Below are 23283 nucleotides of genomic sequence, written 5' to 3'. Positions count from 1 at the left end.
TCACTCCGCCGACCGCGGTACCACCAGGCCCGATTCATAGGCCGCGACCACGGCCTGAGTGCGGTCGCGCAGGGCGAGTTTCGTGAGGATCCGGCTGACATGGGTCTTGACCGTCTCCTCGCTGACGCTCAGGCGGGCGGCGGTCTCCGGGTTGGACAGGCCCTCGGCGAGCAGGCGCAGCACCTCGGTCTCGCGCGGGGTGAGCGCCGCGAGCGGGCCGACGGTCGGCGCCGGCGGCGGTCTGCGGCGGAGGCGGGCGAACTCGCCGATGAGGCGGCGGGTGACGGCAGGCGCGAGCAGTGCGTCCCCGGCGGCGATCACCCGTACCGCGTCGAACAGCCGCTCCGCCGTGACGTCCTTCAGGAGGAAGCCGGCGGCACCGGCGGCGAGCGCGTCGTAGACGTGTTCGTCCAGGTCGAAGGTGGTGAGGATGAGGATACGGGCACCCTCCTGCGACGGCCCGGCGTCCGCGCGGATTCTCGCCGTCGCCTCGATACCGTCCATGCCGGGCATCCGTACGTCCATCAGTACGACGTCGGGGCGCCGCTCACGGCAGACCCGTACCGCTTCGGCGCCGTCCGCCGCCGTGCCGACCACTGTGAAGTCCGGCTGTGTGTCGAGGAGTCCGGCGAAACCGGCCCGGACCACCTCGTGGTCGTCCACCACCACGATCCGGGTCACATGCGACTCGTTCACCGGGCCACCTCCGCCGTCTTCACCGGGTCGCCTCCGCCGTCTTCACCGGGCCACCTCCGCCGTCTTCACCGAGTCGCCTCCGCCCGTCTCCACAGGGCCCGCCGTCTCCACAGGGCCCGCCGTCATCACAGGACCCGCCGTCTTCACAGCGTCGCCTCCGTCGTCGGGAGTCTCGCCTCGATCAGGAAGCCGCCTCCCGGTGCCGGGCCGACGCTCAGTTCGCCGCCGACCGCCGCGACCCGCTCCCGCATACCGAGGAGTCCGTGTCCACCGGCGGGACCGTCACCGCGACCGCCGCCCGACTCGCCGCCGGGTCCCGGGCCGTTGTCCCTGATCCGCAACTCCAACTCCTCCTTCGCGTACCGGAGTTCCACGTCCACCGCCGCGCCAGGCGCGTGCCGCCGCGCGTTGGTGAGGGCCTCCTGCACGATGCGGTACGAGGTCAGCTCGACGCCCGGGTCGAGCGGGGCGACCGGACCGCTGACGATCAGCCGGGTACCGGCCCCCGTGGCCTCGCGTGCCTCGTCCAGGAGTTCGCCGAGCTGGGTGAGTCCGGGCTGCGGCCTGCGGGTGACCGGCGGCGCCCCGGCGTCCTCGCGGAGCACACCGAGCAGCCGCCGCATCTCCGTCAGCGCGGCGCGCGCGGTGTCCCCGATGTCCCGCAGCCGCTTCGCCCCGGCGTCCGGCATCCCAGGCGTGGTCAGCCGGGCCGTCTCCGCCTGTACGGAGATCATCGAGAGGTGATGGGCGACGACATCGTGCAACTCACGGGCGATCCGGGCCCGTTCGCCGCGCGCCACGTGTTCCATGAGGGTGTCGGCGACGGCCCGTTCGGTGGCGTCACGGGCCACCGCGTCGGCACGAGTACGGCGCCCGACGCCCTCCGCGACCGCCGCCGCCGCGAGGACGGCACCCAGCACCGCGTACACCCGGACACCCATGTCGTCGGAGTCGGTGACCGCCAGTGTCAGGTACGGGAGCGTGAGGAGCGGGGCCAGGTTCCGGGTGCGGTGGTGACCGGCGGCGAGGTGGCGCAGGACGAGGAACTGCGCGGCGAGACCGGCGAGCGTCAGGATCCGGTACTGCGTGAGTGCCAGCATCCCGGCCGCCGTCACGGTGAGCGCGGCGGTGCCCGGCCAGGTCCGCACGAGGGCGACGGGTGCCGTGGTACAGAGGGCGAGGAGTAGGGCGACGGGGATTTCGGGCGGGAGTCGGATCGCTGTCTCGGTGGCCGCCAGGAGGGTCAGTGCCGTTGCGATGCGTGCCGGGTCCGACCCGCCTTTTCGTACCCACCCGCCCATCAGCGCCTTCGGCGTCAGTGCCTTCCGCCCCATCCGCGTTCACCTCCCCGTTGCGTCATTCTCACCGGCCCCCTCCCGCCGTACGTCCCCCACGCGAGGGATACCAAGACCGCTCCCGTACGTGACGACCCCTGACCCCCGTCTCCCTAGCCTCCCTTCGTATGGAAGCAACCATCGAAGTGCGCGAACTGCGCAAGCGGTTCGGGGCGACCGTCGCCGTCGACGGACTGTCCTTCACCGTCGAGCCCGGCCAGGTCACCGGCTTCGTCGGGCCCAACGGCGCGGGCAAGTCCACCACGCTGCGCATGCTCCTCGGCCTGGACGCCCCCGACGCGGGGACCGCCCTCATCGGCGGACAGCCGTACGCGACCCTGCGGCAGCCGCTGACCAGGGCCGGGGCCCTCCTCGACGCGACGGCCGTGCACCCGAGCCGCCGTGGCCGTGACCATCTGCTGTGGCTGGCGCACTCGCACGGGCTCTCCGCCCGGCGCGTGGACGAGGTTCTGGAGCAGGTCGGGATCGGCTCGGCGGGGCGGCGGCGCGCGGGCGGCTACTCGCTCGGTATGCGGCAGCGCCTCGGTATCGCGGCGGCCCTGCTCGGCGACCCGCCGGTCCTGCTGCTCGACGAGCCGGTCAACGGACTCGACCCCGAGGGCATCCGCTGGATCCGGGGCTTTCTGCGGGGGCTGGCCCGCGAGGGCCGCGCGGTCCTGGTCTCCAGCCATCTGATGAGCGAACTGGAGGATTCCGCCGACCACTTGGTGGTCGTCGGACGCGGCCGGCTCATCGCCGACACCTCCGTCGCCGCGCTGCTCGACGCGGCGTCCGGCAACCGCGTCGCGCTGCGTACATCGGCCCGTACGGAGGCCATGACGCTGCTCGCCAGGGAGGGGGCGACCGTCGCCGCCGACGGGCCCGACTCGCTGACCGTGACGGGGCTGCCCGCCGAGCGGATCGTCGGGCTCCTCGGTGCTGCCGGGGTGCCGTTCTCGGAGGTCGGCGCGCATCGGGCGACGCTGGAGGAGGCGTACATGGAACTGACCCGGGACGTCACGGAGTTCCGGGCGACGGACGGCGCGACGGACGGCGCGACGGACTCGCCATGCAGGGACTCGACCGGCGGGGACTCGACCGGCACGGACGACGGACAAGGCGGTACCCCCTCATGACGACACCCCCCGGCACCCCGTCGCCCCCGGTCCCTTCGCCACCCCCCGTCACCCCGTACCGCTCCCAACTCCCCCCCTCCCACGACGGCTTCCCCCAACTCCTGCACGCCGAGTGGACGAAACTGCGGACCGTGCGCCGATGGGGCGTCGCGTTGCTCGCCGCCGTGCTGGTCACCGTCTTCGTCTCGATGCTGGGCGCGCTGAGCGGCAGCAGCAAGGTCGCCGGCGGCGGTCCGCCCCCGCCGCCCATCGGCCCGGACGGTAAGGCGGTCCTGGACTCCTTCCCCTTCGTGCACCAGGGGCTGACCGGCGACGGCACCCTCACGGCGAGGGTGTCCCCGCCGACCGGCCGCGAAGGGCCCGCCGAACCGTGGGCCAAGGCCGGGATCATGGTCAAGGCGAGCACGAAACCGGGGTCGGCGTACGCGGCCGTCATGGTCACACCGGGGCACGGGGTCCGGCTCCAGTCGGACTTCACGCACGACACGGCGGGCGCCGCCGAAACCGGTGACGGCCCGTACTGGCTGCGGCTGACCCGCGCCGGCGATGTCGTCACGGCATACGAGTCGGCGGACGGCGCGCGCTGGAACAAGGTCGGAAGCGTCACCCTCAAGGGGCTGCCGCGTACCGCGCGGGCCGGGCTCTTCGCGGCGACACCCGGGCATGTGGAGGTCCAGCGGGAGTTCGGCTCCGCGCGGATCGGCGGAAGCCCGTCCCAGGTCACGGCGGCGTTCGACCGGGTCACCGTGGAGGGGACCGGGGCCGGGAGCGGCTGGCGGCAGGACCGGATCGGCGGGGGCGCACCCGGCGACCCCCGGGACACCGGCCGTGCCGACGGGTCCACGGAAAGCGGCGGTACGTGGAGGCTGACCGCCTCGGGCGACATCGCCCCCATGGTCCTGGACACCGATCTCGTCCAACGGGCCCTGAGCGGCGCCCAGATCGGGCTGATCCCGCTCGCGGCCCTGGGCGCGCTGTTCATCACCGCCGAGTACCGGCGCGGCATGATCCGTGCGACGCTGACGGCGTCGCCGCGCCGGGGCCGGGTGCTCGCGGCGAAGGCCGTCGTCCTCGCGGGAGCCGCCTTCGTGACCGGCGCGGTCGGGTCGGCCGTGGCGTTCCTGTTCGCCGAACCCGCCCTGCGCGAGCGGCTCCCGCATCCCCTGTACCACCCCGACCTGGGGCTCACCGACGGGCCCGTGCTGCGCGCGGTGCTCGGCACGGCCGTCCTGCTGGCCGCGGTCACCGTCCTCGCCCTCGCGGCGGGCGCGCTGCTGCGGAACACGGCCGCCGCGGTGACCCTGATCGTCGTCGTGCTGGTGCTGCCGCTGGTCCTGCTCTCCGGGCTGCCGGTCGATGTCGCCCAGTGGGTGATGCGGCTGACCCCGCTCGCCGGGTTCGCGATCCAGCGGACGGCACTCCGGTACGAGCAGGTGGACACCGTCTGTCTGCCCGAGGACGGCTGCTATCCCCAGGGGCCGTGGACGGGGCTCACGGTGCTGTGCGGGTACGCGGTGGTCGTGCTCGGCGTGGCGATGTGGCGGCTGCGGAAGCGGGACGCGTGAGTACGGGACTGGGCGCGCTGTGGGCCGAGTGGACCAAGTTCCGTACGCTGCCCGGTACTTGGTGGCTGTTGGCTGCCGTCGCCGTGCTGACGGTGGCGCTGGGCGCGGCGACCACGGGCTCGGTCTCGGCGGACCAGTGCCCGACGCCCGCCGAGTGCCACGAGGACACGGTCAAGCTCGCGCTCACCGGTACCTGGCTCGGGCAGGCCGCCGTCGCGGTGCTCGGGGTCCTGGTGATGAGTGACGAGTACGGCACCGGAACGATCCGCGCCACGCTGACCGCCGTGCCGGTCCGTGGGCGGGTCCTCGCCGCGAAGGCCCTGGTCGTCGCGGTGGCCGCCGGGGCCGCGGGCACGGTCGCGGTCCTGGGCTCGCTGCTCGCCGCCCGCCTGCTGCTCCCCGGCAACGGCTTCTCCACGGCACCGCTCTCCCTCGCCGAGGGCCCGACGCTGCGCGCCGCCTGCGGCACGGTGCTGTATCTCGCCCTGGTCGCGCTGCTCTCCCTGGGCGTGGCCACGGTCGTCCGGGACACGGCGGGCGCCCTCACCACCGTCCTGGGCCTGCTCTACGCATTCCCGGTGGTCGCGATGATGCTCGCGGACGGCCGCTGGCGCGACCGCCTTGAGGAACTGGCCCCCGCATCGGCGGGCCTGGCCATCCAGTCCACCCGGAACCTCGACGCCCTCCCGATCGCCCCCTGGCCGGGCCTGGCGGTCCTGGTGGCATGGGCGGGCGTGGCACTGGCGGCGGGGGCGGGGGTGCTGCGCGGGCGGGACGCGTAACAGGGCCGGAGGGCCCCGTCTTGCGGACTCTCGCTGTCCGCGAGGGCTTCTAGCGTGCCGGTATGGCGAACACGACAGAGATCTATCTGGTGGCCGGGGCCACCGGGACGGTCGGGCGGCAGATTGTCCGGGAGCTGCTGGAGCGCGGGCACACGGTCCGTGCGCTGACCCGTGACCCGGACCGGGCGGCCTTCCCCGACGCGGTCGAGGTGGTACGCGGTGACCTGACGGACCCGGCGACCGTCGAACCCGCGCTGGACGGCGTGACCGGTCTGCACCTGATCACGTTCTCCCACGGCTACGAACCCCTGGAGACCGGCCCCGACCTCCTGAAACCGGCGCGCGACGCGGGGGTCCGCCGGGTCACCGTCCTGCACGGCGGCGGTCCGACCCCACTGGAGGACGCGGTCCGCGGGAGCGGTCTGGACTGGACGGTACTGATGCCCGTGGAGTTCATGGCGAACTCCGTCGAGTGGGCCGAGTCCATCCGTACCGAGGACACGGCCCGCGCCCCCTTCGTCGACCGGCTCAGCGCGCTGGTCCACGAGGCGGACATCGGCGCGGTGGCCGCGGTCGCGCTCACCGAGGAAGGGCACGCGGGCCAGGAGTACGTGATCACCGGGCCCGAGGCGCTGACGGTCCGCGACAAGGTCGCCGCCATCGCCGCCGCCCGGGGCCGCGAGGTCCGCCTGGTGGAACAGACCGAGGCCGAGACGGCGGACGAGATGCGCGCCCAGGGCCAGGACGAGGACTCCATCGCCTGGCTCCTCGACGTCTACAAGAACACCCCACCCGTGGGCCGCACGGTCGTGGACACGGTCCCCCGCCTCACCGGCCGCCCGTCCCGCACCTACGCCGAGTGGGCCCAGGAGCACGCCGAGTTGTTCCGGTAGGCCCAGGCGGGACACTCGCTTGGTGGGAACTTGGCCGGGATCTTGGCCGGGATCTTGGTCGGGATCTTGGTCGGGATCACCGGCAGAGAGCGACGTGCGCGTATAGGGTCCCTGCGGGCAGGCCGTACGGGGACAGGGGGCGGGGGAGCGTGCTGCGGGCGGTGTACGGGCAGGTGTTGCGCGCGCTGGCGTGCGGGCTGCTCGCGTGGCAGGTGTGGCTCATGTGGTTCGTCGCGAGTTCCGAGGCGTCGGGCGTCGAGTGGTCCTGCGACGGGAACGGGGGCTGCGGCAGTGACCGGTTCGCGGCCTGGGCGACCGTCCCGGGCATCGTGAGCGCGATCCTTCTCGGCGTGCTCGCCGTACGGTTCCTGCACCGGGCGGCGGCGGGCACGGCGATCGCGTTCTCGGCGGTCGCGTGCGTCGCGGGCTGGTACCACGCGGTCGCGGACGGCCGGGTCGACTACGACACCGTGACCGACTTCCACATCCTGTTCCCGATCGTGCAGTTGCCCGTTTCGGACTGGCTGACGTTCCTGTGGGCCGTCTTCGGCCTCGGCGCGCTGCTCGCCAGTTGGGGCGCCGCGGTCAGCCTCCGGCGCACCGCCGCGCTGCGCCGCCTGTCCCGCCGGTACGCGACCGCCGAGGCGACGGTCACCGGGTGGCGGCGCGTGAACGGCCACTACGGCGCGGTCACCCTCGTCTTCGAGGACCGGGACGGCGTGCGCCACGAGGTGCCCGCCGTCACCGAACGCCTCGCGCTGGCCCGCCCGGTGCTCGCCGTGTACGCGCCGGACCGCCCGGACGACCCGCGCCGCACCCGGGTCGCGATCCCGCGCCGACGCCGGACCGCGAACCTGGCCGTCAGGAACCCGCTGTGAACCGCCCGGCGCGCGAACCGGGCGCGTTCTCCTTCGTACGGCGCCTGTTCGCACCGCATCTGCTGGTGGCGACCCTCGTCGTGACCGCCTCGTTCACCGCGCTCGGTGTGGGCGTGATCGAGGGCCCACGCTGGCTGCTGATGGCCGGTCTGACGTCCTCGGCGCTGTTGCTGACGCTGCTCGGTGCGGTCGGCGAGAGCGCGCCCGAGGGAGGCGCGGCAATGGCGCTGCGGTCGGGCGGGCCCCGCGTCTTCGCGCCGGCCGTGGTCCACTCGGTACGGGCCGTGGACACGGCGACCGGGCGCACGGCGGACCCGCAGTCCCAAAGCAGCGTGTTCGCCTTCCAGTTGACGGTGGTCCCGCCGGACGGCTCCCGCCCGTACCGCATCCAGGTCCGTCACCCCCTGGACGTCCAGGGCCTGCTGCACCGCACCCGCGCCGTCGTCGAGTACGACCCCCTCCAGCCGTGGCGCGTCGTCCTGCCCCCGTATCCGCCCACGCCGTGGCTGGTCCGCGCGAACAATCTGGACGCCGAGACACTGACCGCCCCCGAACTCGTCCGCCGCGGCCTCCCACCCGGCTCCCAGATCCTGACCACGGCCGTACTCCTCGCCACCGCCGCGACAACGACCCTGATCAACCAGGGCCTGACGCCCTGACGCCCTCACCCCCTGACTGACACCGGGTCCGGCTACGTTGGCGCGCATGCTGTCGTACGAGAACCTGAGCGCGGCCGAACGCCGGGTGTGGGACGCGTTCCCGGAGGGCCGCCGGGTCGATCTGCGCACCGGGACTCCCGAGGACGACGATCCGGCGGGCGGCCACGCCTGGCCGGCGGACCGCACGGTACGGGCGGCCGTGCTCGCCGCCCTGCTGCTTGGCGACGGGCAGCGGCACCAGGGCGCGGTGCCCGCGCTGCGGCTCACCGGTGCGCGGATCACGGGCCCGATCGACCTGAGCGGCGCGGAGGTCCCGCACGCCCTCTGGCTCGCGGACTGCCACCTGGACGAGGACATCAGCCTGTACGGGGCCACGGTCCGGTCGATCGGTGTGGCGGGCAGCCGGGCCACGCGGATCGACGCCAGGATGGCGCGGATCGAGGGCCGTCTGGACCTCCGGTGGTCCGCGTTCACGGGCACCCTTGACCTGGCCAACGCCCACATAGCCGCCGAACTCGTCCTGGACGGCGCCGAGATCGCGGTGTCCGACACCTGGGCGGTGAACGCGGGCGGGCTCGTCATGGGCGGCGGCATCTGGTGCCGCAAAGGGTTCACGGCGCGCGGCGGCATCTCGATGCCCGGCGCGACCATGCCGGGCGGACTGTTCCTGCGCGAGGCCCACCTCGACAACCCGCGCGGCATCGCGCTCTGCGCGGAGAACGCCACCGCCTCCACGATGGACTTCCGCGACGGATTCACCGCGCACGGCACGGTCGACCTGAGCGGCGCGCAGATCACCGGGCCGCTGAGATTCGGCGGAGCCGTCCTTCACGGCGACACCCAACTCCCGCACGGGGGAACGGCATTGAACGCCACGCGGACGCAGGCGGGCGCCCTGGAGTTCACCCCGGCCCTGCCCCCGTCGGGCGCCGTCGACCTCCGGGGTGCCCACGTCGACGTCCTGCACGACCGGCCGGACTCCTGGCCCCGGATCGTCCACCTCCAGGGCCTGGTCTACGGCACTCTCCAGTCGGCCGACGAAGGCCCGCCCCGCGCCCGGCGGGCCCGGCACGAGGTGGACCGCCGTCTGGCGTGGCTGCGCCGGGAACCCGCCTACGTGCCGCAGCCCTACGAGCAGTTGGCGAGTTGGTACCGGACGGTCGGGCACGACGACGACGCCCGCCGGGTACTCCTCGCCAAGCAGCGTCACCGCCGCGCCACCATGGGCGCCGGCGGCCGGGTGTGGAGCCATGTCCTCGACGCCACGGTCGGGTTCGGCTACCGGCCCTGGCTCGCCGGGCTGTGGCTGCTGGCCCTGACCCTGCTCGGCACGGCCGTGTTCAGCGGCGGGTCACCGCACGCGGCGCAGCCCGGTGACGGTCCCCCGTTCAACCCGCTCGTGTACGCCCTCGATCTGCTGATCCCCATCGGGGGCCTCGGCCAGCGCGACGCCTGGTACTGGACGGGCGGCCTCACCCAGGGCGTCTCCTACGCGCTGATCGGTATGGGCTGGATCCTCACGACGGCCGTCGTCGCGGGCGTGACGCGGACGCTGAACAAGACCTGACCGCCGACCGCCATGCCCAGGGGTCACCCCCACCTCGGCCCCGCCGCCCGGTCGATCGCCTGTTGCACCGATGTCAGGCGGTCCGCCAGGAGGGTCAGGGCCGCCAGGGCCCGGGTCGCCGGGTCGTCCCCGGGGCCGCCCAGGGTGAGGGAGCGGGCATAGGCCGCCTTGACCCGGGTCCAGCGGTCCGCGTCCGAGGCCGTGAGCGTGCCGCGGAGTTCCGCGAGTTTCAGCAGGTTCGACTCGGCGCCCGTGGTGAGCGTCTGGGACTCGGTCGTGTAGTGGTCGTCCAGGAGGGCGGCGAGTTCGGCGGGGTTCATGACCGGGCGGATCCGCTGAACGATCTTGTTCATGTTGCGGTACGAACCCTGGAGGCGGAACGGCGGTTCGGTGCGGGACGCTTCGGCGCGGGACGCCGACGCGATGTACTCGGCGTTCACCGCGAGGACCGTGTCCCGCGCCGCAAGGAGATGGCGCAGCACGCCCAGGATTGCGTCCAGTTCGACCGTCGAGTACGGGTGGACGAGCTGGTCGGCGCGGGCCGCCGCGTCACCGCCCGCGAGCCGGATCAGCAGATCCAGGTCGGCGCGGTCACGGCCGGCGAGCGGGGCCAGCACCGGATGCGAGGTGAGCGCGTTCTCCACGAAGCTCAGCGCGAACGCGCCCTCCTTGCCGGTGACGACCTCGCCGAGGTTCCAGATGTCGGCCCGGTTGGCGAGCATGTCGGGGATCCGGAACCGGTCGCCCGACTCCGTGTACGGGTTTCCCGCCATGCACACCGCGAACCGTTTGCCGCGCAGGTCATAGGTGCGCGGCTCGCCCTCCCACACGCCCTCGATCCGCCGGGTCGCGTCGCACAACGGGATGAATTTCTGGAGCAGTTCGGGCGAGGTGTGCTGGATGTCGTCCAGATAGAGCAGGGTGTTGCCGCCCGCCGCCAGCGCGAAGTTGATCTTCTCTACCTCCTGCCGTGCCGTCGCGTTCGGCGCGTCCGCCGGGTCCAGTGAGGTGACGCCGTGCCCGAGCGCGGGCCCGTCGACCTTCACCAGGACCAGACCGAGCCGGTCCGCGACGTACTCGACCAGGGTCGTCTTGCCGTACCCGGGCGGTGAGACAAGCAGCAGCAGACCGCTCGTGTCGGTACGACGCGTGTCGCCCGTCGTACCGAGCTGCTTGGCGAGGTTGTCGCCGATCAGCGGCAGATACACCTCGTCGATCAGCCGGCTCCGCACGAACGACGACAGCACCTTCGGACGGTGGTCGTCCAGGCGCAGCCGGGCCCGCTCGGCGGCGACCAGCTCGGTACGGCGCCGCTGGTAGGCACGGTGCGCGGGCACCTCGTGGGCGCGGAACGCCCTGGTGCGGGCGAGGAATTCGTCGATCCGGACGGTCAGGGCGCGGTGGGCGATACGGGGGTGGGTGCCGAGGAGTCCCTCGGCGGTGGCGGTCACCGGGGCCTCACTCTCGTAACGGACGAGACCTGGGCAGAGTTCCGCCGCCACCGCCTCCGCGAGGTCACGGCCGGCGAGACCATCCCCCGTCGACGCCGTGTACGCGCTCAGCCACGCCTCCACCAACTGCCGCCGTGCGCTCAGACCGCCCGGCTCCCCCAGCGCCGCGAGGTCGTCGTCGTACGCCGAAGTCCCCACCGCGCCCCGGAACTTGTCGAGCAGCGTCCGGGTCGCGGTGCTCACCACGAACCCCTCGGGCCCGGTCGTCAGCTCCTCGAAGAGATACGCGGCGGCCGACGCCCCGTCCCCGCCCGCACCCGGCGCCATCGCCTCCGCCAACTCGCCCTGGAAGTCGGCGATGGCCGGTGCCGGGCCGAAGGTCGCGCGGGCCCGCGCGAGGGACACCGCGCGCCGCGTCCACGCCGCCCGCGCGTCGGCGGTCGTGGCGTGCGCCCAGAAGAGCTGCGCGGCGGCCCGCGCCGCCGGCTCGTACCGCAGCGGCCCCGCGCCCTCGTACAGCCGCAGCAGCACCCGCAGGATCGTCGTCGCGTCCAGGTCGTGGACGCCCCGCTCGTACCCCTCGTCGTACGCGTCGTCGGCCGCCCGGCGCACCAGCGCGGGCAGGTCGGCCGCCGCGAGCGCGCCGGGCCCGTGCTCGTCGAGGAGGCGCCCGGCGAGGTGTTCGGCGCGGTACACGTCCGGCGACTCGGAGGGCAGCGGGCGGTCCCAGAAACGGCGGGTGTCCGCGAAACCGCCGCCCGGAAATCCGTCGCCGCCCGGGAAGCCCTCGCCCCCCGTCACCGGCGCCCGGTAGTCCGTCCCCGTGACCGCGAACGCCAGCCCTTCCCCGTCCGGTACGAGCGTCAGGTCCAGCGGACGCGTGTTGACCGCGAACCGGTGCCGCCCGAGCCGGACCACGGCGCCGCCGTCCGTGTACAGGTCCCCCCGGTCCCGCAGGGCGCGCGCCGCCTCCTGCCGGGCCGCCGCGATCCGCCCCTCCAGCTCCTCCGCCCGTACCGTGTCGCCGAGTTCCCGCAGCGCGTCGGCAGTACGGCGGACCTTGCCGACCATCGGGTCCGACGCGAAGTAGGTGCTGACGCCGTCCGCGTCGGGCAGTGCGGCGGCCCGGCGCGCCACGGTCTCCAGGACCCGCGCGGCCGACGAGGCGAGCTGTTCGGCCCGGCGGGCACGGGCGTCGGCGAGGGTCTGGCGGCGCGCCGAGAAGGTCTCGTACACCTCGGTGCGCTTGTCGGCGAGCTGTGCGAGGAAGCCGTCGAACTCGGCGAAGCGGGACTCCAGGGTCTCCAACTGGAGCAGACAGCGAGCGAGTTGGTCGTCGCACGCCTCGGGGCTGCCGGCCGCCGCGAGCGCCCCGGTGACCGCCTGCCCGAGCAGCGCGAACTCGGCGGCGAACTCGGCCCGGCCCTCCTGGTCGAGCAGGTCCCGGCGCCGGGACTCCAGCTCGGCACGGGCCCGGTTGACCCCGCCGAGCACCTCGGCGATGCGCTCCAGGACGGCGGTACGGACGGTGGCGTCGCCGATGTCGAGCCCGGCGACGACCTCCGTGACCGTCCGCAGGCCCTCGGCGAGTTCCTCGACGCGGGCGGCGAGCGGCGCGGCCTCGGCGACCGTGCCGATCGCCCGCGCGTCCCCGATCAGTCCCTCCACGTCCTCGTGGTGGCCCCGGAAGGCGTCCTCGCGGGCGAGGAAGGCGACGGCGCGCCGCCCGAACGCCGCGAGGTCGGCCTCGACATCACCGGCGAGCGCGTCGATCCGGTGCGTATCCGCGTACCGCATGTCCTTGAGGGTGAGCAAGTGGCCTTGGGCGCGACGGAGTTCGGTGAGCCCGTCGACCCAGGCGACCGCGTCGCGAGGCGCCTCGCCGCGCAGCCGCCGCACGACGAAGGCGATCCGTACGGCGGCCTCGCCGAGCGCGTCGGCGGCCTGCCGGGTGAGCGCCCGCACGGCGGCGAACTCGGCGATCACCTGCTCGGCGGTCGCGCGCAGTTCGGCCAACGGCCTCCCCAGCGCGCCGAGTTCGGCGTCGGACAGCCAGTGGTACGTGTCGGCGGCGCGGGCGCAGTCGGCAGCCAGCGCTTCGTACCCCTCGGTCGTCGGTGTGGTCGCGGTGGCGGCGCGCGTGACGGAGAGGCAGTCGGAGATACCGCGCACGAGGTCGGCGTTGCCGACGCGGGCCAGCGGCCCCGACCCGGTGGGTCCGGCGGCGGCACGCGTGTCGGACAGGAACGGCGAGCGCCACACCTGGACCGGATGCACCCGCGCGGCCTCGGGCCCCGCCGGGCCCGTACGCAGCGCGCACAGGGTGCCGTCGTCGAAGAGGGCCCAGCCGTGACAGACCAGCGGCGGCGCGGTCTCCTTGCGGATCAGGTTGTACGGGAGCAGCACGCTGCGGCCCTCGGCGCGCGCGTGGAACGCGTACAGGACGTCCTCGCCGTTGGGTGAGCGCAGCGTCCGCTCGAACTCCAGGTCGGTGGCGTCGACACCGTCGAAGATCTTGTGGGAGCCCTCCGCGAGGCAGTAGCCGCCGGGGAAGACGATGCCCTGGTCGTCGGGGAGCCGGCGGCAGGCCCTGCCGATGGCGTCGAGGCGGACCACGGTCCGGGTGAGCGTGTTGAACACCAGGTGGCGGTGGTCGGGCTCCCGGTAGGGCCGCACCCGCAGCAGGATCAGGGCGCCCACGCGCGCGTACGCGATGTCCGCGTCGGCGAGTGCTTGCAGCGGCTCGTCCACGGGCTCGGAGTGGATGTCGTCGGGGGTCTCGGTGTCGGCGGCGTCGACGGCGGTCGTCAGGGTCAGCGATCCGCCGACCGTGGACACGAACACCTCACCCCCGACCGACACATGGGGACGCCGGCCGAGTACATGGTCCTCGCGGGTCGTCTCCGTCCAGGTGACGTCGTGCGACGGCGGGAACACGGCGTGGTGCTCGCCGCGTTCGCCGTGCCCGTCGAGGAAGGCGGCGGTGCCGTCGTCGCCGATGGCCCAGCGCAGCACCCGGATGTCACCCGTCTGCTCACCGGTACGGAACACGGCGAGCAACTTGCCCTCGGTGTGCCGCAGTTGGAGCAGCCGACTGCCCTGGTAGTAGCGGAACAGCGCGGCGAACTCCCGTACGAAGGCGGGGTCGTCCAGCAGTCCCGGCACCGCGTCGTCTGGCAGCGGATTCAGGTCGCGGTCGTACAGCGCGAACACATCGGCGGGCGTGGTCTCGGCGCCGGACGCGAGCGCGGTGCCGTATCCGGTGCGGTATCCGAAGAGCAGCCGGTCCGCGACGGCGACCAGGTCACGGGGGGTACGGGCGCGTTCGGTGCGCAAGTTGTCGGTGCCGGTGAGTTCCAGGCGGGCCGAGCCGAACTCCTCGATCCGGCGGGCGTTCAACTCCTCCGCGCGGTGGGCCAGTTCGGCGGCCTGCGCGGCGAGCCGGTCGCGCAGGACCTCGTAGGTACCGGTGTCGGACGCCTCGTAGGTACCGGTTGCCATCTCGTCCTGCCTTCTTCTTTCTCGACATTTCTCGACGGTGTTTCTCAACGGTGTTTCTCGACAGTGCGGTCCGGAGCCGCCCACCCCCGTGCGGCGGCTCCGGACCCGTTGGAGGGTCGGTCCTACGCCTTGACGGCACTCCCGTTCAGCTCCGACAGCGGCATGTCCGCGAGCCCCAACTCACCGGCCTTCTCGATGAGTTGACGGACCTGGTCGGAGTTCACGGTGCCGCCGCCCCCGGACTTCATGAGCTTCATCAGCAGCGCGGAGACCGTGAGGTTCCGTACATCGCCCGTCGACACCGACCCGAGGACCCGGCTCAGGTCGTCCGTGAAGCTGGACGTGCCGTCGAGCCACGGCCGTACCAGCGCCTGCGCGGTCTCGGAGTGCTGGACGAAACCGTCGACGCTCTTCCCGAGCGCGATGGAGTTCATCAGCCGGTCGAAGAAGACGGACTCGCCGCCGACGATGTTGATGTCCGCGTTCTCCAGGCCCGTCGCCAGGACCGTGGCCTGCGCCTCGGCGACCTGCCGCTGCACATCCAGACCCGCGAGCCGGATGTCCTTCTCGGCCTCAAGACGCAGCCGGTACTCCTCGTGGCCGCGCGACGCCTCGTCAAGCGCGGCCATCGCGACGGCCTTCTGGTTGATGCCCTCGGCCTCGGCCTTCAGCCGCTCGGAGATCGCGGTGGCGTCGGCGAGCGCCTTCGCGCGGTTGCCCTCCGCCTCGGCGAGCGCCTTGGCCCTGGTGCCCTCGGCCTCGGCGCGCATCCGTGCCTCGGCGACCTCCGCCTCCGCGCGGCCCGCCTTCTCGATGACCTCGGCCTCCTTGTCCCGCACCTGGATCTCGGCGAGTCCGATCGCCGCGGTCTCGGCCTGGATGCCCTCGGCGAGCCGCAGCTTGGCGCGCGCGTCCAGGTCGGCGGTCTTCAACCGGGCCTCGGCGAGGGTGAGTTCCTCGGCGGCGCGGTGCGTGGCGGCCTGCTCGGCGGCCTCCGCGGCCTTGATGTCCTTGACCAGCTTCTCCTGCGCCTCCGCCTCGGCGGCGATGATCACGGACTGCCGCTCGCGCTCGGCCTCCTCGACCGCGCGCAGCCGCTTGATCGACTCCTCCTGCTCGGCGACCGTACGGTCCACCGCGACGCGCTCCCGGATCACCTCGGCGATGTCGCGGCGCTCCGCCTCGACCTCCTTGTCGGCGGCGATCCGCGTCAGCTCGGTCTCCCGTTCCCGCGAGATGACTTCGAGCATCCGCTCCTTCTCGACGCGCTCGCTCTCGACGGCGATGACCCGCTCCCGGTTCTTCGCGGCGACGGCGACCTCGCGGGCCTGGTTCTCGCGCTGCACCCCGAGCTGCTCCTCGGTCCGCAGGAACGCGCTCTGCGCCCGCAGCCGCTCCTCCTCGACCACCCGCGCGGTCTCGGCCTCCTCACGGGCCCGTACGGTGTCGATCTCCCGCTTCTGCTTGATCTCGGCGTCCGCCTGGCGCCGCTCCAGCTCCAGGATGGCCTCGCGGGCGTCGACGTTCTGCCGGGTGATCTCCTTCTCCTCGTGGCGCTGGAACTCGTTGGTCCGTACGTGCTCCACGGCGGTCAGCTCGGTGATCTTGCGGATGCCCTGGGCGTCGAGGACGTTGGCCGGGTCGAGCTGGGTGAGCGGGGTCTGCTCCAGGTAGTCGATCGCCGCGTCCTCCAGGCTGTAGCCGTTCAGATCGGTGCCGATGACCTGGATGATGCGGTCGCGCAGTTCGTCGCGCTTGGTGTAGAGGTCGGCGAAGTCCATCTGCTTGCCGACGGTCTTCAGGGCCTCGGAGAACTTGGCGTTGAACAGTTCCTGCAAGGTGTTGCTGTCGCTGGCGCGGGCCGTGCCGATGGCCTGGGCGACCTTCACGACGTCCTCGACGGTCTTGTTGACCCGGACGAAGAACGAGATACGGATGTCGGCGCGGATGTTGTCCCGGCAGATCAGGCCCTCGCGGCCGGTCCGCATGATGTCGATGGTCTTCACCGAGATGTCCATCACCTCGGCCTTGTGGAGTACGGGCAGGACGACCTGCCCGGTGAAGGTCACATCGACCTTGCGCATCTTGGAGACGATCAGCGCCTTGCCCTGCTCCACCTTGCGGAAGAGCCGGGAGACGACAAGCAGCAGAGTGACGACGACGAACAGGACAACGGCGACGAGCACGCCTATGCCCAAGGTGATGGCATCCATGGAAGTCCTTGGTGGTCAGCGGTGAGCGGTAAACGGAAAAGGGTGAAGGGTGAGAAGCGAAAGGTGACGGGCGTGGTGGCGGGCCGGACGCGCGCCGGCCGGAGGCCCCTGGCCGTTCGGCGCTACGGACGCCGCCGGCGGGATACGGGCGATACGGCTGTGGGCGATACGGGCCCCGCGCGTGCGGGTGCTACGGGCGATACGGCGCTGTCGGCCCTATCGGCGCGGTCGGGACCGCTTGCGTCCCGATTCCGATTCCGCTCCCGTTTCGGGTTCCGGGTCGCCGGGTGCGAGCGCCGCGTCGTAGGGCGCGACCCAGAAGAACTCGCCGGGCTCGTCGTACGCGTAGAGCAGCCCGGTACTCCCGAGCCCGAGGGAACCGTCACCGGTTACGGACCTGAGGTCGGCGGCGGCCCTGGCGTCGGCGGCGGACAGCCGGACCTGGACGACAGCCGTCGACCCGTCCCGCGCGGCGACCTCGGCCTGCCCGAACCCTGTGTCCACACGGCCCGTGCGGATGGTGCAGATCCGGCCGACGAAGTCCTGCCGGGACGGCCCGGGTTCGTCGGGGAAGAGGGTCGCGAGCGGCCGTACGAGCCAGCGGGTCAGGCGCCAGGCGACCAGCAGGGCCCCGGCGAGTACCAGCAGATGGACGAACGAGCGCAGTGTGCCGCCGGACGGGACGACCGGCGCGAGCAACACGGTCGCGGTGAGGCTGGTGAACCAGGCGAGGGCGGTGACGAGCGAGACCGAGACGGTGACGGGTACCCCGCCCAGGCCCCAGGAGCCGAGATCGGCGTCGGCGTCGAAACTGTCCGTGTCGGAGACCCCGACGGCCACCAGCACCCAGAAGCCGATGACGACGACGAGTGCGGCGGAGAACAACACGGTCGGGAATCCGGCGACGGTTTCCAGAAACATCCCCATGGCCGACTCCCCCTCCCCGAAGCGTCCCGGACCCCTCTGCGGGCTCCGGAACCACCCCGGCGCATTCGGTCCCGGTGACGCGACACCTGCCGGTGCCCGGCACCGGGACCGTCCGGTGCTCCCCTTGCGGCCATCATGACGCCCCCTCATCTCCCGGCGCATTGCCGGAACCCGGCAACGTTCACACCCTCCTGGATGCCGGGCGGCGTTAAGAACGCGTTAAGACGGTGTCAGGAAGCGTCATTTCCCCTTGCCGTCCCCGTCCTGTCCGGGGCGCCGCCCCGCCCGTTGTCCCACCTGGGATCTGAGGCGGCCCGAGAGGGTGGTGGCGGCTGCCGTGAGAAAGACGAAGGTGTACCCGATCTGGAGGATGACGACCAGGCGGCCCGACTGGCCGGTGGCGGTGATGTCGCCGTAACCGACCGTCGCCAGCGTGGTCATCGTGAAGTAGAGGGAGTCCAACTTGGTGTTCAGACCGTTGAACTCACCCTGATTGCGGGCCAGCGCCACATAGCTGAAGGCGAAGACCATGACCGTGACACACATCAGGGCGAAGAGGGCGAACGCCGGGTGGGTACCGGGACGTTCGAGCACGGCGTCGCGCATGTGTCGCAGGAGGAGTGACGCGATCACGGTGAGGGCCACGATGAACGCGGTCCAGCTCAGGACCGGCCGCTCCGGGCCGAACGTGGTGACCGGGAGCACGGCGAAGACGGCCACCAGGACGACGATCGTCCCCGCGACCGTGAGCCAGGCGCGGGTCGGGCTCCAGAGGACGGGCGGCCCGTCGGACACCATCGCGCCTCCACGGTTCGCCGCTCGGTCGGGAAGACATCAACACGCACAGCGTCCGACGGTGGGCCGGGGGGCGCAGCCGGGGTGAACCGATCAGGTGAGGAACGACGGACCACGGGCCCGCGGGGGTCACACGGCTACGCCACCTTGTCGCCCGCCGGGTGAGTGGCCGCCGCGCGGCGGGCCGCCGCACGGGACTTGCGCAGCTCCAGGGCGATCGGGATCAGCGAGATGACGACGATCAGGGCGACCAGCGGCAGCAGGTACTTGTCGACGTTCGGGATCGAGGACCCCAGTGCGTACCCCCCGAGGATCAGACCCGTCGTCCAGACCAGGCCGCCGAGGACCTGCCAGAGCAGGAAGGTCCGGGCCGGGACGTCGAGGGCGCCCGCGAGCGGGTTGAGGACGGTCCGGACCACGGGGACGAAGCGGGCCAGGACGATCGCCCTGCCGTACCCGTACTTGGCGAGCAGTTCCTCCGCGCGGTCCGCGCCCTCATGGAGCCGTTTCGCACCGCTGCGGGCCAGCAGGGCGCGACCGCCGCGCCGCCCGATCCAGTACCCCACCTGGGCGCCGACGATGGCGCCCACCGCCGCCGCGATCAGCACCTGCGGCAGGGAGAGGTGCACCCCGCCATGGCTGCCGCCGCTGCCCGGAACGCAGAGCAGACCCGCCGTGAACAGGAGCGAGTCGCCGGGCAGGAAGAAGCCCACCAGCAGGCCGGTCTCCGCGAAGAGCACGACGGCGATGCCGATCGCGCCGAAGGCGGCGAGCAGGGAGCTCGCGTCCAGAACGTTCACCGCGAGCGGGTCGGCGAGCGGGTCGGCGAGCGTGGCGGCGAGCGTGGATCCGAACGCGGATACGCCCATGGGCGCGGCCCCTCTCATAATGGAGTGCGGGGCAGCCTGGCCGGGGCCCCGATGACTACAGTGAAGTAGACGGTCTACATCACTGTAGACGAATAGCGGGTGAGGAGTGTTCCCATGGCCGAAGAACAGCCCGACCGGCAGCCGGACCGCCGTCCCGCGGGCGAGCTGGAGGCCAGCGTGCTCGCGGCGCTGTGGGCCGCCGATGTGCCGCTGACGCCGGGCGCGGTGCAGATCGCGCTGGGCGGTGAGCTGGCCAGGACCACGGTGACGACGATCCTCACGCGCCTGCACACGAAGGGCGCGGCGACCCGTACGCGCGCGGGACGCGGTTTCGCGTACGCGCCCTCGCAGGACCGGCACGGGCTCACCGCCCGCCGGATGCACGCCGAACTCGACAAGGACGCCGACCGGCACACCGTCCTGGCCCGTTTCGTCTCGGAACTGAACACCGAGGACGAGCAGGTACTGAGGGACCTGCTGGGGTCGGTGGGCGGCCTGGAGTTCGACCACATATCCGACGGCACCGACGACGCCGGTACCGTACGTGAGGAAGGCACGGCACGTGAGAAAGGCGGAGGCACATGATCTATGTCGTATGGCTGCCGCTGCTCGTACCCGTCCTCGCCGTGCCCGCCGCGCGCCGCCTCGGCCCCCTCCTGCCGCCCCGGATCGCCGCCTGGGCGCTCACCGCGTGTGCCGTCGTCCTCGCGGGATGCAGCACCGCCGCGCTCGGCCTGCTGATGGCCGCCGGCGCGCTCCGACTGCCGCCCGTCGCCGCGTACGGGCATCTCTCACCGCCGCTGCTCGGCGAACCAGCGCCTTTGATCGTGCCCGCTGCCTGTATCGCGACCGTCCTGCTCGTGGTCGGCACCGGGATGCTCGTCCACCGGACCCGGACTCTCGTCCGCGAACTGCGCGCCGCACACTCCGCCCACCGCGAGGAAGGCTGCGCGGGCGACCTCTCGGTACGGGTCGACGCCCGCCCCTATGCCTACGCGCTGCCCGGCCGGCCCGGCCGCGTCGTCGTCACGACCGGGATGCTGCGGTCACTGGGCGCGGCCGAGCGGGAGGTCCTGTTCGCGCATGAGCGCGCGCATCTCGCCGGGCGCCACCATGTCTTCCTGGCCGTCGGGGAACTCGCCGCGTCCGTGCATCCGGCGCTGCGGGGACTGCGCGCGCCGCTCGGCTACGCGCTGGAACGGTGGGCCGACGAAGCCGCCGCCACGACCGTCGGCGACCGCCGCCTCGCCGCGCGAGCCATCGGGCGCGCGGCACTGGCCGCCCACGCGGGCGGTGCGGGAGTGCCCCGCATGGCACTGGCAGCCACCCAGGGCCCGGTCCCACGCCGGGTGGCGGCCCTCCTCGGAGCCACACCCCCACGCCCCCACCGCGTCCTGGCCGCCCTGGTCCTCGCCTGCGTAGCCCTCTCAACAGTCTCAGCGCTGGAAGCAGCGAGCGACCTCCACGGCCACGTGGAAATAGCCCAGGGAGAACAACCCGACTAGGGCACACGCGCCCCACCCCCTCCTCACCCCGCACCGGCTCGCGGCATCTCCCGGTACACCCGGTCCAGCATCAGCGCCAACAACACATATTGTGCGTACGGTGTACTCAGTACTATGTATAGTGAGCTTCGCCGATCAGTTTGCGGCCCGGCAGCTGTCCATACCCGGAGTACCGAGGAGGGCCATGCCCACGCACGCCGACACCCATGACGTCATCCAGGTCCGCGGCGCCCGCGAGAACAACCTGCGGGACATCTCCCTCGACATCCCCAAACGCCGTCTGACCGTCTTCACGGGAGTCTCCGGATCGGGCAAGTCCTCGCTCGTCTTCGGGACGATCGCCGCCGAGTCGCAGCGGCTCATCAACGAGACGTACACCGCGTTCGTCCAGTCGTTCATGCCGTCGCTCGGCCGCCCCGACGTGGACGGGCTGCACCATCTGAGCGCCGCGATCGTGGTCGACCAGGAGCGGATGGGCGCCAACTCCCGCTCCACGGTGGGTACCGCGACCGACGCGTACACGATGCTGCGGATCATCTTCAGTCGCCTCGGCACCCCGCACATCGGCTCCTCGCACCACTTCAGCTTCAACAACGCCGAGGGCATGTGCGCCAAGTGCGAGGGCATCGGCCAGGTCTCGGACATCGCCCTCGACCAGATCATCGACCGGAACCTCTCGCTGAACGAGGGCGCGATCACCGTGCCCGGCTTCGCCGTCGACTCCTGGCCCTGGCAGATCATGGCCAACTCCGGCTTCTACGACCCGGCCAAGAAGCTCCAGGACTTCACGGACACCGAGTGGGCCGACTTCCTCCACAAACCCCAGGTCAAGGTCCGCGTCGGCACCAACAACTTCTCGTACGAGGGGCTGATCACCCGTATCCAGCGGAGCCTACTCAGCAAGGACCGGGACGCGATGCAGCCGCACATCCGGGCCTTCGTGGACCGTGCCGTCGTCTTCACGGCCTGCCCGGCCTGCGGTGGTACGCGACTGAGTGAGGCCGCGCTGTCGTCCCGGATCGCCGGCGTGAACATCGCCGAGTGCTCCGCGATGCAGATCAGCGACCTCGCCGCCTTCGTACGCGGCCTGGACGACCCGTCCGTGGCACCGCTGCTCGCGAACCTGCGCCACCTCCTCGAATCGCTGGTCGAGATCGGCCTCGGCTATCTCAGCCTCGACCGCACCTCCTCCACGCTCTCCGGCGGCGAGGCGCAGCGCGTCAAGATGGTCCGTCATCTCGGCTCCTCGCTCAGCGATGTCACGTATGTCTTCGACGAGCCGACGATCGGGCTGCACCCGCACGACATCCGCCGGATGAACGACCTGCTCCTCCGACTGCGGGACAAGGGCAACACCGTGCTCGTCGTGGAGCACAAGCCCGAGGTCATCGCCATCGCCGACCATGTGGTGGACCTCGGACCCGGCGCCGGTACGGACGGCGGCCGGATCTGCTTCACCGGCGACGTCACGGCGCTGCGCGCCTCCGACACCCTCACCGGGCGCCACCTGGAACACCGCACCGTCCTGCGGGACCCGGTACGCAAGCCGACCGGGCAACTCGCCATCGAGGGCGCCGATCTGCACAACCTGAAGAATGTCTCCGTCGACGTGCCGCTAGGTGTCCTCACGGTCGTCACCGGCGTCGCCGGGTCCGGCAAGAGTTCCCTGATCCACGGTCATCTCTCGGACCGCGAGGGCGTGGTCGTCGCCGACCAGACCCCGATCCGTGGCTCCCGCCGCTCCAACCCGGCCACCTATACCGGGCTCCTGGGCCCCATCCGTACGGCCTTCGCCAAGGCCAACGGCGTCAAGGCGGCCCTGTTCAGCGCCAACTCGGAGGGCGCCTGCCCGCACTGCAACGGCATCGGGCTCATCTACACCGACCTCGCGATGATGGCGGGCGTTGCCTCCGTGTGCGAGGAGTGCGAGGGCAAGCGGTTCACGGCAGAGGTCCTCACGTACACGCTGAACGGCAAGAACATCAGCGAGGTGCTCGGCATGTCGGTCGCCGAGGCGTACGAATTCTTCCGGTCCGGACAGGCACGCACCGTCCTCGGCCGACTGTCCGACGTCGGCCTCGGCTACCTCCGCCTCGGCCAGCCCCTCAACACCCTCTCCGGCGGCGAGCGGCAGCGCCTGAAGCTCGCCATCCACATGGCCGAGAAGTCCTCGACCTACGTCCTGGACGAGCCGACGACCGGTCTGCACATGGCCGACGTGGACAAACTCCTCGCCCTCCTCGACCGGCTCGTGGACGACGGCAACACGGTCGTCGTCATCGAACACCACCAGGCCGTCATGGCCCACGCCGACTGAATCATCGACCTCGGCCCCGGCGGCGGCCACGACGGCGGCGAGATCGTCTTCACCGGCACCCCGACAGACCTGGTGACGGAGGCGAAAACGGTGACGGGGGAACACTTGGCGGCGTACGTGGGCGGAGCACGAACGCTCGACTGAGCGCCCCCAAGGGGCGCGGGGCTGTGACATTTGCGGCTCCGCCGCGTGGGC

At 72.2% G+C, this 23283-nt stretch carries 16 protein-coding genes and 1 pseudogene; 10 read left to right on the top strand and 7 right to left on the bottom strand.

The features are described from left to right. Both ACFVT5_RS39925 and ACFVT5_RS39920 read right to left on the bottom strand, forming a co-directional pair. The gene (locus ACFVT5_RS39925) at positions 1–681 is read right to left on the bottom strand and encodes a response regulator transcription factor (RefSeq protein WP_389898934.1); all 681 of its coding nucleotides are present in this window, start codon (positions 679–681) and stop codon (positions 1–3) included. A 158-nt stretch (positions 682–839) separates the two neighbouring features. Continuing rightward, on the bottom strand, positions 840–2030 hold the full coding sequence (locus tag ACFVT5_RS39920; RefSeq protein WP_389898727.1) for a sensor histidine kinase: 1191 nt from the start codon (positions 2028–2030) through the stop codon (positions 840–842). Between the two features lie 128 nt (positions 2031–2158). Between ACFVT5_RS39920 and ACFVT5_RS39915 the strand changes: the two genes are divergently transcribed. From ACFVT5_RS39915 to ACFVT5_RS39885, 7 genes are all read left to right on the top strand, one after another. Further along, positions 2159–3166, top strand: a complete 1008-nt coding sequence (locus ACFVT5_RS39915; protein ID WP_389898725.1) for an ABC transporter ATP-binding protein — start codon at positions 2159–2161, stop codon at positions 3164–3166. Continuing rightward, entirely contained in the window at positions 3163–4731 is a 1569-nt protein-coding gene (locus ACFVT5_RS39910) for an ABC transporter permease (protein WP_389898723.1), read from the top strand. The genes ACFVT5_RS39915 and ACFVT5_RS39910 overlap by 4 nt, the downstream gene beginning before the upstream one ends. After that, positions 4728–5513, top strand: coding sequence for an ABC transporter permease (locus tag ACFVT5_RS39905; protein ID WP_389898721.1), 786 nt, complete (start codon positions 4728–4730; stop codon positions 5511–5513). The genes ACFVT5_RS39910 and ACFVT5_RS39905 overlap by 4 nt, the downstream gene beginning before the upstream one ends. A 62-nt stretch (positions 5514–5575) precedes the next feature. Next, positions 5576–6406 carry an NAD(P)H-binding protein gene (locus ACFVT5_RS39900; RefSeq protein WP_389898719.1) on the top strand — a complete coding sequence of 277 codons (831 nt, stop codon included), beginning with the start codon at positions 5576–5578 and terminating at the stop codon, positions 6404–6406. A gap of 149 nt (positions 6407–6555) precedes the next feature. Further along, complete coding sequence (locus ACFVT5_RS39895) at positions 6556–7284, top strand: hypothetical protein (protein WP_389898717.1); 729 nt, start codon at positions 6556–6558, stop codon at positions 7282–7284. Further along, positions 7281–7943, top strand: coding sequence for a hypothetical protein (locus ACFVT5_RS39890; RefSeq protein ID WP_389898715.1), 663 nt, complete (start codon positions 7281–7283; stop codon positions 7941–7943). Before ACFVT5_RS39895 ends, ACFVT5_RS39890 begins: the two co-directional genes overlap by 4 nt. Before the next feature lie 46 nt (positions 7944–7989). After that, complete coding sequence (locus ACFVT5_RS39885) at positions 7990–9510, top strand: oxidoreductase (protein ID WP_389898711.1); 1521 nt, start codon at positions 7990–7992, stop codon at positions 9508–9510. A 23-nt stretch (positions 9511–9533) separates the two neighbouring features. Here the strand turns inward: ACFVT5_RS39885 and ACFVT5_RS39880 are convergent, their stop codons facing one another. From ACFVT5_RS39880 to ACFVT5_RS39860, 5 genes are all read right to left on the bottom strand, one after another. Next, positions 9534–14462: a DNA repair ATPase gene (locus ACFVT5_RS39880; protein ID WP_389898709.1), complete on the bottom strand. Its 4929-nt coding sequence runs from the start codon at positions 14460–14462 to the stop codon at positions 9534–9536. A gap of 122 nt (positions 14463–14584) precedes the next feature. Continuing rightward, a complete protein-coding gene (locus tag ACFVT5_RS39875) occupies positions 14585–16675 on the bottom strand; it encodes an SPFH domain-containing protein (protein ID WP_389898706.1) in 2091 nt (696 codons plus the stop codon). 216 nt (positions 16676–16891) lie between these two features. Then, positions 16892–17602: a hypothetical protein gene (locus tag ACFVT5_RS39870; protein ID WP_389898705.1), complete on the bottom strand. Its 711-nt coding sequence runs from the start codon at positions 17600–17602 to the stop codon at positions 16892–16894. 240 nt (positions 17603–17842) lie between these two features. Then, positions 17843–18400: a potassium channel family protein gene (locus ACFVT5_RS39865; RefSeq protein WP_389898703.1), complete on the bottom strand. Its 558-nt coding sequence runs from the start codon at positions 18398–18400 to the stop codon at positions 17843–17845. Positions 18401–18534: 134 nt separating this feature from the next. Continuing rightward, the gene (locus ACFVT5_RS39860) at positions 18535–19266 is read right to left on the bottom strand and encodes a DedA family protein (RefSeq protein ID WP_389898701.1); all 732 of its coding nucleotides are present in this window, start codon (positions 19264–19266) and stop codon (positions 18535–18537) included. A gap of 114 nt (positions 19267–19380) precedes the next feature. Here ACFVT5_RS39860 and ACFVT5_RS39855 point away from each other — a divergent pair, with 114 nt between their 5' ends. The 3 genes and pseudogenes from ACFVT5_RS39855 to ACFVT5_RS39845 all read left to right on the top strand — a co-directional run bounded on the left by ACFVT5_RS39855 (position 19381) and on the right by ACFVT5_RS39845 (position 23232). Continuing rightward, entirely contained in the window at positions 19381–19851 is a 471-nt protein-coding gene (locus ACFVT5_RS39855) for a BlaI/MecI/CopY family transcriptional regulator (protein WP_389898698.1), read from the top strand. Further along, positions 19848–20771, top strand: coding sequence for a M56 family metallopeptidase (locus tag ACFVT5_RS39850; RefSeq protein WP_389898696.1), 924 nt, complete (start codon positions 19848–19850; stop codon positions 20769–20771). Before ACFVT5_RS39855 ends, ACFVT5_RS39850 begins: the two co-directional genes overlap by 4 nt. Positions 20772–20955: 184 nt before the next feature. After that, positions 20956–23232 (top strand): annotated as a pseudogene (locus ACFVT5_RS39845) (ATP-binding cassette domain-containing protein). Positions 23233–23283: the final 51 nt, after the last annotated feature.

The organism is Streptomyces sp. NPDC058001, from assembly GCF_042886315.1.
In the GTDB taxonomy this organism is placed as follows: domain Bacteria; phylum Actinomycetota; class Actinomycetes; order Streptomycetales; family Streptomycetaceae; genus Streptomyces.
Note: the sequence above shows the minus strand (reverse complement) of the source record. Positions and strands in the feature narration are given on the sequence as shown.